The sequence below is a fragment of the Taklimakanibacter albus genome (genome assembly GCF_016595235.1).
Classification (GTDB): Bacteria; Pseudomonadota; Alphaproteobacteria; order Rhizobiales; family Aestuariivirgaceae; genus Taklimakanibacter; species Taklimakanibacter albus.
Genome location: NZ_JAENHL010000006.1, coordinates 866616 through 881029, shown reverse-complemented (window position 1 = coordinate 881029; position 14414 = coordinate 866616). Strand labels below are relative to the sequence as shown.

The following is a 14414-nucleotide window of genomic DNA, read 5'->3' as shown; positions in this document are numbered from 1 at the left end:
CCTCCTCTGTTTGAAGGAGGCGCCCCTCTCCGGCTCCTGGCAAATCCTGCGCATTCTGGAGAGGTCACATGCCACCCATCGATCAACTGGCGCCGTTTCTCTTCGCCACCTTGCTGTTCGCCGTCATGCCGGGTCCCGCCATTCTTTATATGACGGCACAGACCGTGGCGCATGGCGGCCGAGTTGGAGTCATGGCCGCTCTCGGCATCCATATCGGCTGTTATGCTCATATTCTCGGCGCAGCCATCGGCCTTGCTGCGATTCTGACACATCTGCCTGGACTTTACGTCGCCGTAAATTTTCCGGCGCCGCTTACCTGATCTGGCTTGGCATCCGCATGCTCACCGGCTCCGCTGCCCACGGACCACAGATCGAGGCTGGGCCGGACGGCAAGGCGGCATTCCGGGAGAGCGTCATCGTCGAGATGCTCAATCCGAAGACGGCAATGTTCTTCGTGGCCTTCCTGCCGCAATTCGTCGACCCGGCCGCGGCCTGGCCGGTGGGCGCGCAGTTTCTCGCCCTCGGCATGATCGTCAATCTGGCGCTGTCGCTGGCTGATCTGGGCGCGGTCGGACTCGCCGCCCTGGCGCGCGGCCACCTCTTCGCCCAAACGGGCGGCAACCGCGTGCTGTTCACGGCGTCCGGCTCGATCCTGATCGGCCTCGGCGTGCTGCTCGCCGCTCAATCCTTGTGATCAAGTATAGGCCTTGATGATGCCGATGAAGTCGGCGGCCTTGAGGCTGGCGCCGCCGACCAGCGCGCCATTCACATTGGCGACCGACATCAGCTCGACCGCATTGGCGGGCTTGACCGAGCCGCCATAGAGAATGCGCAAGGCGGGGTCGGTCTTGGCGCGGATCGAGGCATGGACCTCCGCCACCTGCTCGACCGTCGGGGTGAGGCCGGTGCCGATTGCCCAGACCGGCTCATAGGCGACGACGGTGTTGGTCGGCACCGCATTCATCGGGAGCGAGCCTTTCAGCTGGCGTGCGATCACCTCGAGGGTGCGGCCGGCCTTGCGCTCCTCCAGCGTCTCACCAATGCAGATGATGGCGGTGAGGTCGGCCCGATAGGCCGCTTCCGCCTTGAGCCTGACCGTCTCGTCGGTCTCGCCATGGTCGGCGCGGCGCTCGGAATGGCCGACGATGACCGCGCTGCAGCCCGCATCTTTGAGCATTTCCGAGGAAATATCCCCAGTATGGGCGCCATGGGCGTACCAATGGCAGTCCTGGCCACCGAGCTTGATCTTGGCACCCTTGACCACCGACTTGATGCTGGTGATGAGCGTCGCCGGCGGACAGATCATGACCTCGCATCTGAGGCGGACGTCCTCCAGCATGCCGGCCAGAAGCCGGGCTTCCTTGAGGGCGGCGGTCGTGCCGTTCATCTTCCAGTTACCGGCGACCAGCGGTTTTGGTGATTTCTGAGCCATTTCAGTCCCCTACCCGAGAATCTGAATTCCTACTAGCAGAGCGAGGCGGCGCTTGCGAGGGTTGATCCTCATCCCTATTATGCGCGCGCTCCAAGAGGGCGCTCTTATAGAAGGTGAATTGATGCTCGACAAAATGCGAGAAGGTGCCAAGGGCTGGATGGCCAAGGTTCTCCTGGGTCTCCTGGTCCTGAGCTTCGGCGCATGGGGCGTCCCGGACATCATGTCCTTCCGGTTCAATTCACCGCTCGCCACCGTCGGCGACCAGGACATATCCGGCCCTGAATTCGCTCAGGCCTATGATCGCTGGTTGCGGAGCTACCAGCAGCAGACAGGCCAGACCATCACACCGGAGCAGGCCCGTGTCCTCGGCCTCGACCGCGCCTATCTGAACGAGATGATTCGCTCCGCCGCCCTCGACGGCGAGGCGAAGAAGCTGAAGCTCGCCATCTCCGACGCCCAGATCGTCGACATGGTCAAGGCCAATCCTGCTTTCCACAATTCGCAAGGGGTATTCGATCCCGCCCGTTTCGCCGACGTTCTCCGTCAGAACGGCCTAACGGAAGCGGGCTTCGTCGCCAGCGAGCGCGACCGCTTTCTCAGAAGCTCGGTCACCGATACGGCGACCTGGAACTTCTCGCCGCCCGGCACGCTCAAGGAAGTCGTCTACCGCCACCGCAATGAGCAGCGCGACGCGCGCTATTTCGTGCTGCGCCCGGCGGAACAGGACGTACCGGCCCCCACCGAGACGGACCTCAAGACCTACTGGGAGAAGAACAGCACCCAATTCACCGCCCCCGAATATCGCGTGATCGCGGTCATCAAGGCCGAGCCGCAAGATTTGGCGCCGACGATCCAGATCAGCGATGCCGAGCTCACGGCGGGTTATGAGAAGTACAAGCTCGACTATTACAAGCCGGAGCTGCGCACCATCCTGCAGATTCCCTTCCCCTCCATAGACGAGGCGAAGAAGGCCAAGGACCGGATCGCGTCCGGCACCGACTTCATGGCCATCGCCAAGGAGCGCGGCCTCACCGATGCCGATGCCTCGCTGGGTGAGGTCAGCAAGGACAAGATATTCGACACGATCATCGCCGATGCCGCTTTCGGCCTGACGCAGGACCAGGTGAGCGATCCGGTCCAGGGCAAGCTGTCGGTCGTCCTGCTCAAGGTGACCAAGATCAGCCCCGAGAAACAGTCGACACAGGACGAGGTCAAGACCGAGCTCACCCAGCGTCTACAGCTCGAAAGGGCCCGGAACGAAGTCCAGACGACTTATGATGCGATCGAGGATGCGCGCGCCCAGCAGAAATCGTTCGAGGACATCGCCAAAGAGGTCAAGCTGCCGCTCAACGTAACGCCGCAGGTCGACATCCGCGGCCAGGGCAAGGACGGCAAGGATGTGGACGTGCCGTTCAAGGAGGGCGTGCTCAAGCAGGCCTTCGAGAGCGATACCGGCATCGAGAACGACGCGCTGACGACGCCGTCGGGCGGCTTTGTCTGGTACGAGGTGCGCGAAGTGACGCCCTCCGCCGTCAAGCCCCTCGACACGGTCAAGACCGAGGTCGAGACCGCCTGGAGGGCACAGAAGCTGCGCGAAATCGCGCTCGAAAAAGCCAAGCAGCTGGTCGAGCGCGCCCGCAACGGCGTGACGCTGGACGTGCTCGCCGGCGAAGCCAAGGCTGAAATCAAAACGGTCCAGGGCCTCAAGCGCAACGAGACGACGAATGAATTCGGCTCCGATGCGGTGTCGGCCCTCTTCGCGGTTCCCGAGAACGGCTTCGCCTATGCACCGGAAGGCGACGGCAAAGGCGCCAAGATCATGCAGTCGCAGGCCGTCCTCATCCCGACTTACGACCCCAATTCCGAAGAAGCCAAAACCATCGGCAAGGCACTCGCCGATGGCGCCAGCAATAATCTGGCGACGGCCTATATCGGCGATATCCAGAACGAGCTCGGTGTGAAAGTAGACGAGACGATGTGGCGACAGGTCACGGGCGCGAACGCTAACTGATCCCAACCTGAAGGCACACTCATCTTGGTCTACTCACATGCAAGTCTCACCCGATTTCGACGTATTCCGTCGCGTCTATGATTCTGGCGAAGCCCAGATTCTCTCTACCCGCCTCGTCGCGGATCTCGAAACCCCTGTCTCGGCGATGCTCAAGCTCGCCCGCAATGCGCGCTACTCGTTCCTGCTCGAGTCGGTCGAAGGCGGCGCCGTCCGCGGGCGCTATTCCATCATCGGCATGCGGCCCGACGTCATCTGGAAGGTCGAGGGCCGCAAGACCCTGATCAACCGCCGGGCGCTCTACAATCCGGACGGTCCCTTCGAGGCGGTCGACCTCGACCCGCTCCCCGCTCTGCGCGCCCTCCTCAAGGAAAGCCGCATCAAGCTGCCGCAGGACGCGCCGCCCATGGCGGCCGGCGTCTTCGGTTACATGGGCTATGACATGGTGCGGCTGATGGAAGATCTTCCCGCTCCCAATCCGGACGTGCTCGGTCTTCCCGACAGCATGCTGATCCGCCCCACCATCATGGCGATCTTCGATTCGGTGCGGGACGATGTGACCGTGGTGACACCGGTTTATCCGGAAAGCGATATCAGCGCCAAGGCCGCCTTTGCGCGCGCCGAGGAGCGTCTAGCTTATGTCGTCGAAGCTCTCGACCGGCCGCTCGATCATGGCATGATGGGCCGCGCCGATGTACCGGCGATCGGGGAGGCGCGCTCCAACACCAGCCCTCAGAATTACATGGGCATGGTGGACAAGGCGAAGGAGTTCATCGCCGCCGGCGACATCTTCCAGGTGGTGCTGTCGCAGCGCTTCGAATCCGACTTCACCTTGCCGCCCTTCTCGCTCTACCGCTCGCTCCGACGCGTCAATCCCTCGCCCTTCCTCTATTATCTCGATTTCGATCGCTTCGCGATCATCGGCTCGTCGCCTGAGATCCTGGTTCGGGTGCGTGATGGCAAGGTCACGATTCGACCGATCGCCGGAACCAGGCGGCGCGGCGAAACGCCGAGCGAGGATCGTGCCCTGGCGGACGAACTGCTCGCCGATCCGAAGGAGCGCGCCGAGCATCTGATGCTGCTCGATCTCGGGCGCAACGACGTCGGCCGCGTCGCCGAGATCGGCTCGATCAAGGTGACCGACCAGTTCATTCTCGAATATTACAGTCACGTGATGCATATCGTGTCGAATGTCGAAGGCACCCTTGCCAAGAAGCACGATGCGATCGACGCGCTGGTGGCAGGCTTCCCGGCCGGCACCGTGTCGGGGGCGCCCAAGGTGCGCGCCATGCAGATCATCGACGAGCTCGAGCATGAAAAACGCGGCGCCTATGCCGGCTGTGCCGGGTATTTCTCCGCCGATGGCGACATGGATACCTGCATCATGCTGCGCACGGCGATCGTCAAGGACGGCAAGATGTATGTGCAGGCGGGCGCCGGTGTCGTCGCCGACAGTGTTCCCGCCTCCGAGCATGCCGAATGCGTGAACAAGGCCAAGGCGCTGTTCCGCGCCGCCGATGACGCGGTCCGCTTCGCCGGCCGCGCCGGGAGGGGACAATGATGAACATCATCGCCTCTGATCATCGGCCGCCGTCACACCTCGCCCCGCGCAGCGGGGAGAGGGAGGGGCCCGGCGCGCAGCGCCGGGAGGGTGAGGGGCATCCCTGTTACCTCTCCGGTCGCAGCGTTAGAGAGAATATTCATCAGCATACCGATAATGGTGTGGAGCTTTTGCAGGGTTCAGAGTTTATAATTGCAGAACGGCCCCTCACCTTCCCATTGCTTCGCAATGGGCCCCTCCCTCTCCCCGCTTCGCGGGGCGAGGTATTCTCCGCGCATGCGGGTAGATCGAACCAGAGGAGGCATCACTCATGATCATCCTCATCGACAATTACGACAGCTTCACCTGGAACCTCTATCACTTCCTCGGCGATCTCGGCGCCGAGACGGTGGTGCACCGCAACGACAAGATCAGTGTCGGCCAGGTGCTGTCGGCAAGGCCCAAGGCGATCGTGCTGTCGCCCGGCCCGTGCACGCCCAATGAGGCCGGCATCTGCCTCGACCTCATCGCCCAGGCCCAGGACCAGGTGCCGATCCTCGGCGTCTGCCTCGGCCACCAGGCGATCGGCCAGGCTTTCGGCGGCAAGGTGATCCGGGCGCCGCAGCTGATGCATGGCAAGATGTCGGGGATCCGTCATCAGGCCAAGGGCATCTTCGCCACGGTACCTGACGATTTCGCGGCGACGCGCTACCATTCGCTCATCGTCGAGCGCGACAGCCTGCCCGCCAGTCTGGAAATCACCGCCGAAACCGAGGACGGGATCATCATGGGCCTGCAGCACAAGACCAAGCCCATCCATGGGGTGCAATTCCATCCGGAGAGCATTGCCTCCGAGCATGGTCACACTCTATTGAAGAACTTCCTCGAACAAGCGGGGGCACTTTAATGACCATGGACCTCAAATCCCTCATCGGTAAAGCGGCCAACGGCCAGGCTTTGACGCGCGAGGAGGCCCGGGCCGCCTTCGACGTGCTGATGTCGGGTGAAGCGACACCCTCGCAGATCGGCGGCTTCCTGATGGCGCTCAGGGTGCGCGGCGAGACGGTGGACGAGATCACCGGCGCCGTCGAGATCATGCGCGAGAAGATGACACCGGTCGTGGCACCCGCCGACGCCATCGATATCGTGGGCACCGGCGGCGATGCGTCGGGCTCCTACAATATCTCGACCTGTGCAGCCTTTGTCACCGCCGGCACCGGACTCAAGATCGCCAAGCACGGTAACCGGGCGCTCTCGTCGAAATCGGGATCGGCCGATGTGCTGATGGCGCTCGGCATCAAGATCGACCTGACGCCCGATCAGATCAGCCGCTGCATCGGCGAAGCCGGCTGCGGCTTCATGTTCGCGCCGGCGCATCATTCCTCGATGAAACATGTCGGTCCTTCGCGTGTCGAGCTCGGCACGCGGACGATCTTCAATCTGCTCGGCCCCCTCTCCAATCCGGCGGGCGTCAAGCGCCAGGTCACCGGCGTTTTCGCCAAGGCCTGGGTCGAGCCCCTCGCTCATGTGCTCAACAATCTGGGCTCTGAACGCGCCTGGATCTGTCATGGCGAAGGCGGCTTCGACGAGATCGTGCCCTCGGGCACGACCTGGATCGCCGAATTGAAGAACGGCAAGGTCACCTCGATCGAGATCAAGCCGGAAGATGTCGGCATCGCCCGCTCGTCGGCCGCCGATCTCAAGGGCGGCGATGCGGCGCAGAACGCCGAAGCGCTCCGCGGTGTGCTGGAAGGCAAGAAAAACGCCTTCCGCGACGCCGCGGTGATGACGGCCGCCGCCGCTCTCCTCGTCGCCGACAAGGCCAAGGACTTGAAGGAAGGCGTGGCGCAGGCGCAGAAGTCGATCGATGGCGGCGGCGCCCGCGGCGTGCTGGAGAAGCTCGTGAAGGTGTCGAACGGATAGAAGATGGCCACCATTCTCGACAAGATTGCTGCCTATAAACGCGAGGAAGTCGCCAAGGCGAAAGCCGAGATCGCCGAGCGCGAGCTCGACGTGATGGCGCTCGACGCGCCGCCGGTGCGCGGCTTCGTGGCGGCGCTCGACGCCAGGATCGCGCACGGCCAATGGGCGCTCATCGCCGAGATCAAGAAGGCGAGCCCGTCCAAAGGCCTGATCCGGCCCGACTTCAACCCGCCGCAGCTGGCGATGGCCTATGAGGATGGCGGGGCGGCGTGCCTTTCCGTCCTCACCGACACGCCCTCGTTCCAGGGCGCGCCTGAATATCTGGGCGCGGCGCGGGCGGTCACGCAGCTTCCGGCCTTGCGCAAGGACTTCATGCTCGATCCCTATCAGGTGGCGGAAGCGCGCGCCTGGGGCGCCGACTGCATCCTCATCATCATGGCGATGATCGACGATGCGCTTGCCTGCGAGCTCGAGGCGGCCGCCTTCGACTGGGGCATGGATGTGCTGGCGGAAGTCCATGACGAAAAGGAGCTCGAGCGCGCGCTCAAGCTTTCGACCCGGCTGATCGGCATCAACAACCGCAATCTCCACACCTTCGAGACGACGCTCGAAACGACCGAGCGCCTGGCGCCGATGGTGCCCAAGGAGCGGCTCATCGTCGGTGAAAGCGGCCTCTTCACGCCGGCCGATCTGGCGCGGCTGTCCAAGGTGGGGGTCAATACTTTCCTCATCGGCGAGAGCCTGATGCGGCAGGACGATGTCGCGGCAGCAACCCGTGCTATCCTGAAGCGGCCATGACAAAGCTCACTCATCTCGACGACAAGGGCCAGGCCCGCATGGTCGATGTCTCGGCCAAGGACGTCACGACCAGGCTCGCCACCGCGAAGGGCCGCATCACGATGAACGCCGAAACGCTTGCCATGATCAGCGAGGGCCGCGCCAAGAAAGGCGATGTGCTGGCTGCGGCGCGCATCGCCGGCATCATGGCGGCGAAGAAGGCGCATGAGCTGATCCCGCTCTGCCATCCGCTGCTGATCGCCGGAGTCAGCGTCGATTTTACGCCCGACACCAAGGCGTCGGCGATCGACGTCGAAGCCACGGTCAAGGTCGAAGGCAAGACCGGTGTCGAGATGGAGGCGCTCACCGCGGTATCGGTCGCCTGTCTCACCATCTATGACATGTGCAAATCGGCCGACCGGGCGATGCGCATCGGCGATATCCGCCTCGTTGAAAAGTCGGGCGGCAAGTCCGGCCATTACACCGGAGACTGACCATGGCGCTGATGCCGGTGGCCGAGGCCAAGGACCGCATCCTCAAAGACGCCAAGGCGCTGCCGCGCGAAAACGTCCCGCTCCATCACTGCGCCGGCCGGGTGCTTGCTGCCGGCATCAAAGCGAAGCGCGACCAGCCTCCCTTCCCGGCTTCCGCCATGGACGGCTATGCGGTGCGCTTCGCCGATGTCCAGGCCGTTCCCGCAAGGCTGAAGGTCATCGGCACGGCTCCCGCTGGTCACGGCTTCGGCGGGACGGTCAAGGCCGGCCAGGCCGTGCGCATCTTCACCGGCGCGCCGGTCCCCGAGGGTGCCGACACGGTGGTCATCCAGGAGAATACCGAGGCCGCGGATGGTCAGGTCGCCGTTACCGTGGCCGCCCAGCGCGCGGGCCAGCATATCAGGCGCAAGGGCCTCGACTTTGCCAAAGGCGAGGAGCTGCTTCCCCGTGGGACCCTCCTCGGAGCCCGCGAGATCGGACTGGCCGCAGCGATGAACTGGCCGGATCTGCCGGTCACGAAGCGGCCAAAGGTGGCAATTTTCACCACCGGCGATGAGCTGGTCTCACCCGGCACGACACCGCGGCCCGACCAGATCGTTTCCTCCAACAGTTTCGCCCTTTCGGCCTTTGTGCGCCGTTATGGCGGCGAGGCGGTCGATCTCGGCATCATCCCGGACAATCTCAAAGCCATTTCCAGGGCCGTCCGAAAGGCTTCGGGCGCAGAAATCCTTCTGACGACCGGTGGCGCCTCGGTCGGCGATCATGACCTTGTCCAGGCTGCCCTGAAGGCAGAGGGTATTGCGCTCGATTTCTGGAAAATTGCGCTTCGGCCCGGGAAACCGCTGATGTTCGCCCGCAACGGGACGCAGCGGATTCTGGGGCTTCCCGGCAATCCCGTCTCGGCGCTCGTCTGCTCGCGGATTTTTCTCAAACCGCTGCTTTCGGCCCTGCTCGGGCTTCCGCCTGCGGAAGATGTCGTCAAGGCCAGGCTTGGTTCCGATTTGCCGGCCAATGACCAAAGACAGGATTATCTTCGCGCTACGGTAGCGCGGGGCGGCGACGGGAGCTTCGAGGCCACCCCCTTCAAGCTCCAGGACTCGTCGATGCAGCGTGCTCTGACCCAAGCGCACGGGCTCATCGTCCGGCCGCCCTTCGCGCCAGCCGTCCGCGCCGGCGACCTCGTCGACCTCCTGCTGCTCGATTTTTGAACGCCCGGCCAATTTAAGCTTGCTGAACCAAACGGGAACGCATATCCTCGTTTTGTATTTGTTCCGATTCTAGCTGAGCGACTTCCCCGGAACGTTCTTTGAACAGGTCACGCCATGCTGACACGCAAACAACTCGAACTGCTCCTTTTCATCAATGAACGCCTCAAAGAGGACGGCGTGTCGCCCTCTTTCGAGGAGATGAAGGACGCGCTGAACCTCCAATCCAAGTCCGGCATCCACCGGCTGATCCTGGCGCTCGAGGAGCGCGGCTTCCTCCGCCGCATGCCGAACCGGGCGCGGGCGCTCGAAGTCATGAAGCTGCCGGATGCCCATAGCCCCAGCCTCTCGACCGTCAAGCGCCCGGGCTTCAGCCCCAATGTGATCGAAGGCAATCTCGGCAAGGTGAAGCCCATCCCGCATGCGGGTTCGGGCACGCCGCGCGCCGCCGTCGTACCGGTCATGGGCCGGATCGCGGCCGGTGTGCCGATCTCGGCCATCCAGGACCATTCGCACAACATCACCGTTCCCCCCGAAATGCTGGGCTCGGGCGAGCATTTCGCCCTCGAGGTCAAAGGCGACTCGATGATCAATGCCGGTATTTTCGACGGTGACACGGTGCTGATCCGCAAGGGCGACAGCGCCACCAATGGCGACATCGTCGTGGCGCTGGTCGACAATGAGGAAGCCACGCTGAAGCGCATCCGCAAGAAGGGCGACTCGATCGCGCTGGAAGCCGCCAATCCGGCTTACGAGACGCGCATTTTCGGCCCCGACCGGGTCAATGTGCAGGGCCGCCTCGTCGGGCTCATCCGCAAATACTGAAGCCCCCTTTCGGGATCAGGCAAAAGGATTGGAAGCCGGGGATTGCCCCGGCTTCAGTTTTTTAGCGACCCGGGAAGTTTGCGCCTACACGCACTGCGTGAAATTACCTAACGTCATTCCCTTGGGTTGCGACGCACGCTCTGCCTCCCTAAACTGGCGCCGGGCCATCACAGGCCCGCAATGTCAGTGTCAGCGCTTAAAGGAGAGAGACATGGGAATTTTCGACAGCATCAGTGAGGCAATCTTCGGCAAGGCCGCCAATGCGGCCCCCGTCCCTCCGTCTGCTCCCCCATCGACAACCACGACGGCTCAGGCGCCACAGACCCCACAAACACCGCAGACGCCCCAGGCGCCTGCTCCCACTCAGCCCAAGGCCGCACCGAGCGTGCAGGCTGTCGACATCGCCGCCGTTCTCGAAAAGGCGGTGGCTGCCAAGAAGCAGAAGCTTCATTGGCGCACCTCGATCGTCGACCTGATGAAAGCGCTCGACCTGGACAGCGGCCTCGAGGCCCGCAAGAAGCTCGCCAAGGAGTTCAACTATACGGGCGACACCAGTGACAGCGCCAAGATGAATGTCTGGCTGCACAAGGCCCTGATGAAGAAGCTTGCCGACAATGGCGGCAAGGTGCCGGCCGACCTGCTCGACTGATCCTGAGCGGCAACAACTTGCCAGGAGGAGGCCGTGAGCTCACCCGCTCGCGGCCTTATCTATTCGGAGAACTGCGTATTGCGGGCGGGAATGACACCCTCGAACGACATCTGAATCCCCATGCCTGATGCCGCATCGACGGCATGGATATGCAGATGCGGCTCGGTGCTGGTACCCGAATTGCCGACCTGGCCGATCGGATCACGAGTGCGGATCTGCCTGCCGGCCTCCACCACGACGCTCCCCATCCGCAAATGCGCCAGCTCGACCTCAAGGTCGCCGCAGGAGAGCACGACATGGTTGCCCGCCGGATTCGCCTTGTCGCGCGCCGGTGGCGACAGATCCGGCAAGCCGTCGACGGCTGCCTTGACCATTCCATCGCACGGGCTGATCACGCTCTTGCCGAAAACGGCATAGAGGCTGGGATCGTCCGGCAAGAGGCCTGAGGCGCGGAATCCGAGAGGCCCGACGGCAGTGATGTCAAGCGCGTGGCGTTGGGCGCGATGGCTGTGGTGATGATTGAGAATGCCGGCGCTACCGCCCTGCGCGACAACAAATTGTCCGCCCGTCAGCGGAAATGTAAGATCGCGGGGATCGTGCCGCGCCAGGAGTCCGACCACGACATAAATGAGGGCCGGACCGAACAGCGCCAACGCGGCAAGCCGTGATCCGTAGCTCGGCCAGAGAGACAGGCCGTCCAGGCGCCAGGGCCGGCTAGCGTGCCGCCAGGCGGAAGCAATACCCGCGATCCCGACGAGCCCGCTCAGCGCCAGGCGGCTCCAGAGACCGGCAATGTCCCAGCGCGCGAGGATCATGATCAGGGCAACGAACACCGCGGTTTCGGCGAGGACGAGCAGCCAGCCGAGACGGGTCGGCTCATCGAGCCGCCACAAGCGCCAAGCGAAAGCCAGCGGCAGGGCGATGCTGACGAAAGCCAGAAGAGCGACGACCGCGATCATCGCTTCCGCGCTATCGGCAGCTCACCACCATTTCGGCGCTTCGAACTTGCCGGCGGCTTCCTCGATGGCGTGGCCGACCTGGAAGAGCGTCGCCTCGTCGAAAGGCTTGCCGATCAGCTGCAGGCCCATCGGAAGTCCCTGCTCCGACAATCCGCCCGGCACTGAAATGCCCGGCAGGCCCGCCATGTTCACCGTCACGGTGAAGATGTCGTTCAGATACATCTGCACCGGATCGGTGATTTCGCCGGGAGCGAAGGCCGGGCTCGGCGTCGCGGGGGTCAGGACCACATCGACCTTGTCCCACGCCTTGTCGAAATCCTGCTTGATCAGGGTACGGACTTTCTGGGCGCGGACATAATAGGCGTCATAATAACCGGCCGAGAGCACATAGGTGCCGATCATCACGCGGCGCTGCACTTCGCGGCCGAAACCCGCCGCGCGGGTGTTCTCATACATCGAGACGATGTCGTCGCCCGGCACGCGCAAGCCATAACGTACGCCGTCATAGCGCGCCAGATTGGACGAGGCCTCGGCCGGGGCCACAATGTAATAGGCCGGCAGCGCATATTTGGTGTGTGGCAGCGAGATCTCGACGATCTCGGCGCCCTGCTCCTTCAGCCATTTGGCGGACTTGTCCCACAGCGCATCGATTTCGGCCGGCGTGCCGTCGACGCGGTACTCCCGCGGGATGCCGACGCGCAGGCCCTTGATCGGCTTGCCGATGACAGCTTCGTAGTCGGGCACCGGATGATCGACCGACGTCGTGTCCTTGGCATCGACGCTCGCCATGGATTTGAGCAGGATCGCCGCGTCGCGCACGTCGCGCGCGATCGGGCCCGCCTGGTCGAGCGAGGACGCGAAGGCGACGACGCCCCAGCGCGAGCAGCGGCCATAGGTCGGCTTGATGCCGACGGTACCGGTGAAGGCGGCGGGCTGGCGGATCGAGCCACCGGTATCGGTGGCGGTGGCGCCGGCGCAGATATGCGCGGCGACCGCCGAGGCCGAGCCGCCGGACGAGCCGCCCGGCACCAGCGCCGCATTGGAATTCCGCCGGCGCCAGGGATTGATCACATTGCCGTAGTAGCTCGTCTCGTTGGACGAGCCCATGGCGAACTCGTCCATGTTGAGCTTGCCCAGCATGACGGCGCCGTCGCGCCAGAGATTGCTGGTGACGGTCGATTCATAAGGCGGCTTGAAGCCGTCGAGCACATGGCTCGCCGCCTGCGTATGCACGCCCTTGGTGGCGAACAGATCCTTGATGCCGAGCGGAATGCCTTCGAGGGCCCCCGCCTCGCTTTTGGCGATGCGGGCATCGGAGGCCGCCGCCATGGCGCGCGCCTGTTCCGGCGTCTCGACGACATAGGCATTGAGGACACGCGCCTTGGCCATGGCCTCCAGATAGGCATCGGTCAGCTCGCGCGCCGAGAAGGCCTTCTTCTTCAGGCCGTCGCGCGCGGCGGCAATGGTGAGTGAGGTCAGGCTGGTCATCTAATCTTATTCCACCACTTTCGGGACCATGAAGAACTCGTCTTCGGAGGCCGGCGCGTTCTTCGTCACATCTGTGGGATAGTGGCCGTCGGTTACCACGTCCTGGCGCTTCTTCATCTCCATGGCGACGACCGAGGTCAGCGGCTCGACGCCTTGAACGTCGACCTCGTTCAGTTGCTCGATCCAATGCAGGATCGAATTGAGCTCACCCTCGAGGCGCGGCACATCCTCTTCGCTCACCTTGATGCGCGCCAGATGCGCGATACGCCGTACGGTTTTCTGGTCGACCGACATGTTTCAACTCATTTCGCGGAAAACAGGGCGCTCAATAACACCGGCTCAACCGCCCTGCAACCCGGGGGCCGGTGGGGGCAAGTCTACCCGCCAAGAGGGGTCTTTTGCCGGCCTTGCGCGTCGAAATTCTCGTCCCGGAGCCAGGCCTGGAACTTGGCCGCCATGGCGGGCCATTCCGTATCGAGCATGGCATACCAGGCGGTGTCGCGGTTGCGGCCCTTGACGATCAGGTGCTGGCGGAAAATGCCCTCATAGGTGAAGCCGAAACGTTCGGCTGCCTTACGTGACGGCGCATTCATGGAATGGCACTTCCATTCGAGCCGGCGGACGCCCAGATCGTCGAAGCAATGGCGCATCATCAGGTAGATGGCTTCCGTCGCCTCACGGGTGCGCTGCAAGGCCGGCGAGAACCAGATATGGCCGATCTCGATGACGCCATTCGCCTTGTCGAGACGCATGAAGGCGCCCATGCCCACGGCCTTGCCGGTATCCCGGCGGATGAAGGCGTAGAACCACGGGTCGCGGCTCGGCTCCTGCTTGGCGAGCCAGCCCTCGAAGGTCGCGAAGTCGGCAAAGGGGCCATAACCCATATAGGTCCACACCGCCCCGTCCGGATCGCTGTCGGCAAAAGACTCGTAGAGATCGCGGCCATGCTGCGCCGCCGCCACGGGCTCGAGCCTGGTCCAGCGCCCGAAAAGCGGGCGCAGATCGGGGACCAGTCCCGGTGGCAAGGGATCGACAATGGGGCCCACGGGGCGCTTGCGGTCTGACATGGCCAAAGCTTATGTCCGGGTTTGCGCGCGAGTGCAATTCCCGCTTA

Annotated in this window: 16 protein-coding genes; 11 read left to right on the top strand and 5 right to left on the bottom strand. The window is 63.7% G+C overall.

From position 1 onward, the window contains the following. Window positions 1–68: 68 nt before the first annotated feature. Together JHL16_RS35410 and JHL16_RS35405 are read left to right on the top strand one after the other, a co-directional pair. Window positions 69–320: a LysE family translocator gene (locus JHL16_RS35410; protein ID WP_348647185.1), complete on the top strand. Its 252-nt coding sequence runs from the start codon at window positions 69–71 to the stop codon at window positions 318–320. 17 nt (window positions 321–337) lie between these two features. Further along, window positions 338–694: a LysE family translocator gene (locus JHL16_RS35405; protein ID WP_348647184.1), complete on the top strand. Its 357-nt coding sequence runs from the start codon at window positions 338–340 to the stop codon at window positions 692–694. Here JHL16_RS35405 and tpiA read toward each other — a convergent pair whose 3' ends face one another. Further along, window positions 695–1432 (bottom strand): triose-phosphate isomerase, encoded by a 738-nt coding sequence (gene tpiA / locus JHL16_RS08970; RefSeq protein ID WP_200184499.1) that lies wholly within the window; start codon window positions 1430–1432, stop codon window positions 695–697. It lies immediately after the preceding gene. Window positions 1433–1553: 121 nt separating this feature from the next. Here tpiA and JHL16_RS08965 point away from each other — a divergent pair, with 121 nt between their 5' ends. From JHL16_RS08965 to JHL16_RS08925, 9 genes are all read left to right on the top strand, one after another. Then, on the top strand, window positions 1554–3443 hold the full coding sequence (locus JHL16_RS08965; protein WP_200184498.1) for a peptidylprolyl isomerase: 1890 nt from the start codon (window positions 1554–1556) through the stop codon (window positions 3441–3443). Between the two features lie 37 nt (window positions 3444–3480). Then, window positions 3481–5001, top strand: a complete 1521-nt coding sequence (trpE, locus tag JHL16_RS08960) for an anthranilate synthase component I (protein WP_200184497.1) — start codon at window positions 3481–3483, stop codon at window positions 4999–5001. Between the two features lie 310 nt (window positions 5002–5311). After that, entirely contained in the window at window positions 5312–5887 is a 576-nt protein-coding gene (locus tag JHL16_RS08955; protein ID WP_200184496.1) for an anthranilate synthase component II, read from the top strand. Window positions 5888–5892: 5 nt separating this feature from the next. Then, window positions 5893–6903, top strand: coding sequence for an anthranilate phosphoribosyltransferase (trpD, locus tag JHL16_RS08950; RefSeq protein ID WP_200184989.1), 1011 nt, complete (start codon window positions 5893–5895; stop codon window positions 6901–6903). A gap of 3 nt (window positions 6904–6906) precedes the next feature. Next, a complete protein-coding gene (gene trpC, locus JHL16_RS08945) occupies window positions 6907–7701 on the top strand; it encodes an indole-3-glycerol phosphate synthase TrpC (RefSeq protein ID WP_200184495.1) in 795 nt (264 codons plus the stop codon). Then, window positions 7698–8174 (top strand): cyclic pyranopterin monophosphate synthase MoaC, encoded by a 477-nt coding sequence (gene moaC / locus JHL16_RS08940; protein ID WP_200184494.1) that lies wholly within the window; start codon window positions 7698–7700, stop codon window positions 8172–8174. The genes trpC and moaC overlap by 4 nt, the downstream gene beginning before the upstream one ends. 2 nt (window positions 8175–8176) lie before the next feature. Further along, the gene (locus tag JHL16_RS08935) at window positions 8177–9382 is read left to right on the top strand and encodes a molybdopterin molybdotransferase MoeA (RefSeq protein ID WP_200184493.1); all 1206 of its coding nucleotides are present in this window, start codon (window positions 8177–8179) and stop codon (window positions 9380–9382) included. A 114-nt stretch (window positions 9383–9496) separates the two neighbouring features. Continuing rightward, complete coding sequence (gene lexA / locus JHL16_RS08930; RefSeq protein ID WP_137855063.1) at window positions 9497–10204, top strand: transcriptional repressor LexA; 708 nt, start codon at window positions 9497–9499, stop codon at window positions 10202–10204. Between the two features lie 211 nt (window positions 10205–10415). Beyond that, entirely contained in the window at window positions 10416–10853 is a 438-nt protein-coding gene (locus tag JHL16_RS08925; protein ID WP_200184492.1) for a DUF3597 domain-containing protein, read from the top strand. A gap of 59 nt (window positions 10854–10912) precedes the next feature. Here JHL16_RS08925 and JHL16_RS08920 read toward each other — a convergent pair whose 3' ends face one another. The 4 genes from JHL16_RS08920 to JHL16_RS08905 form a co-directional block, all read right to left on the bottom strand. Beyond that, window positions 10913–11812 (bottom strand): M23 family metallopeptidase, encoded by a 900-nt coding sequence (locus JHL16_RS08920; RefSeq protein ID WP_200184491.1) that lies wholly within the window; start codon window positions 11810–11812, stop codon window positions 10913–10915. A gap of 21 nt (window positions 11813–11833) precedes the next feature. Further along, window positions 11834–13300: an Asp-tRNA(Asn)/Glu-tRNA(Gln) amidotransferase subunit GatA gene (gene gatA, locus JHL16_RS08915; RefSeq protein WP_200184490.1), complete on the bottom strand. Its 1467-nt coding sequence runs from the start codon at window positions 13298–13300 to the stop codon at window positions 11834–11836. Window positions 13301–13306: 6 nt separating this feature from the next. After that, complete coding sequence (gene gatC / locus JHL16_RS08910) at window positions 13307–13594, bottom strand: Asp-tRNA(Asn)/Glu-tRNA(Gln) amidotransferase subunit GatC (protein WP_137855066.1); 288 nt, start codon at window positions 13592–13594, stop codon at window positions 13307–13309. A gap of 83 nt (window positions 13595–13677) precedes the next feature. After that, window positions 13678–14367 (bottom strand): GNAT family N-acetyltransferase, encoded by a 690-nt coding sequence (locus tag JHL16_RS08905; protein ID WP_200184489.1) that lies wholly within the window; start codon window positions 14365–14367, stop codon window positions 13678–13680. Window positions 14368–14414: the final 47 nt, after the last annotated feature.

What these genes read in the sequence shown, in the direction of transcription:
- JHL16_RS08965 (WP_200184498.1), top strand. Translation starts at nt 1,554, where the DNA reads ATGCTCGACAAAATGCGAGAAGGTGCCAAGGGCTGGATGGCCAAGGTT.
- JHL16_RS08920 (WP_200184491.1), bottom strand. Translation starts at nt 11,812, where the DNA reads ATGATCGCGGTCGTCGCTCTTCTGGCTTTCGTCAGCATCGCCCTGCCG.
- gatA (WP_200184490.1), bottom strand. Translation starts at nt 13,300, where the DNA reads ATGACCAGCCTGACCTCACTCACCATTGCCGCCGCGCGCGACGGCCTG.
- trpD (WP_200184989.1), top strand. Translation starts at nt 5,893, where the DNA reads ATGGACCTCAAATCCCTCATCGGTAAAGCGGCCAACGGCCAGGCTTTG.
- JHL16_RS35405 (WP_348647184.1), top strand. Translation starts at nt 338, where the DNA reads ATGCTCACCGGCTCCGCTGCCCACGGACCACAGATCGAGGCTGGGCCG.
- JHL16_RS08935 (WP_200184493.1), top strand. Translation starts at nt 8,177, where the DNA reads ATGGCGCTGATGCCGGTGGCCGAGGCCAAGGACCGCATCCTCAAAGAC.
- JHL16_RS35410 (WP_348647185.1), top strand. Translation starts at nt 69, where the DNA reads ATGCCACCCATCGATCAACTGGCGCCGTTTCTCTTCGCCACCTTGCTG.
- tpiA (WP_200184499.1), bottom strand. Translation starts at nt 1,432, where the DNA reads ATGGCTCAGAAATCACCAAAACCGCTGGTCGCCGGTAACTGGAAGATG.
- gatC (WP_137855066.1), bottom strand. Translation starts at nt 13,594, where the DNA reads ATGTCGGTCGACCAGAAAACCGTACGGCGTATCGCGCATCTGGCGCGC.
- JHL16_RS08955 (WP_200184496.1), top strand. Translation starts at nt 5,312, where the DNA reads ATGATCATCCTCATCGACAATTACGACAGCTTCACCTGGAACCTCTAT.
- trpE (WP_200184497.1), top strand. Translation starts at nt 3,481, where the DNA reads ATGCAAGTCTCACCCGATTTCGACGTATTCCGTCGCGTCTATGATTCT.
- moaC (WP_200184494.1), top strand. Translation starts at nt 7,698, where the DNA reads ATGACAAAGCTCACTCATCTCGACGACAAGGGCCAGGCCCGCATGGTC.
- JHL16_RS08905 (WP_200184489.1), bottom strand. Translation starts at nt 14,367, where the DNA reads ATGTCAGACCGCAAGCGCCCCGTGGGCCCCATTGTCGATCCCTTGCCA.
- JHL16_RS08925 (WP_200184492.1), top strand. Translation starts at nt 10,416, where the DNA reads ATGGGAATTTTCGACAGCATCAGTGAGGCAATCTTCGGCAAGGCCGCC.
- lexA (WP_137855063.1), top strand. Translation starts at nt 9,497, where the DNA reads ATGCTGACACGCAAACAACTCGAACTGCTCCTTTTCATCAATGAACGC.
- trpC (WP_200184495.1), top strand. Translation starts at nt 6,907, where the DNA reads ATGGCCACCATTCTCGACAAGATTGCTGCCTATAAACGCGAGGAAGTC.